Below are 558 nucleotides of genomic sequence, written 5' to 3'. Positions count from 1 at the left end.
GGGTGCGGTGTGCGGGGCGGTTGGTCGCGTAGTGCCGGTCGCGGCGCGTGGAGCCCGCACCGATGACGTATCCGCCTGCCCCGCACCCGGTTTCACCCCCACCGACCTGCCCCTGCACCTGGGCCACACCGAACGCCTCGCGAACCAGGCCCAACGACTGGCGTTGATCGCCACCGACAAAGGCTGCACCCGACCCGGATGCAGCGCCCCCGCCTCACTGACAGCGGTGCACCACATCACCGAATGGGCCAAGAACGGCCCCACCGACATCGAAAACCTGACCTTGGCCTGCGATGCCTGCCACGCCCTGATCCACCACGGCCCCGGCGGCTGGAAAACCGTGGTCATGGGACCCGACACCGCACACCCCGGCCGCACCGGATGGATCGCGCCCGAGCACATCGACCCCACCCGCACCCCCCGGGTGAACCACCGGCACCATCCCGGAGAGTTGATGGCCGCCACCCTGGCCCGCATCCAAGCCCGCGACGAGCACGAACGAGCCAAACTCAAAGCCTGGCTCAACGCCCGCAACACCACCCTCACCCGCCAATAGCG

1 protein-coding gene is annotated in these 558 nt (G+C 69.5%); it reads left to right on the top strand.

The features are described 5' to 3' along the window. Positions 1–556: HNH endonuclease signature motif containing protein (locus NA10_RS35090; RefSeq protein ID WP_169812709.1), on the top strand; the 556-nt coding region annotated here is incomplete at its 5' end. Positions 557–558 lie beyond the last annotated feature (2 nt).

This window comes from Nocardia acidivorans NBRC 108247, from assembly GCF_001625085.1.
In the GTDB taxonomy this organism is placed as follows: Bacteria; Actinomycetota; Actinomycetes; order Mycobacteriales; family Mycobacteriaceae; genus Nocardia; species Nocardia acidivorans.
The sequence above is the reverse complement of the archived record's forward strand: the minus strand, read 5'-3'. Positions and strand labels throughout refer to the sequence as shown.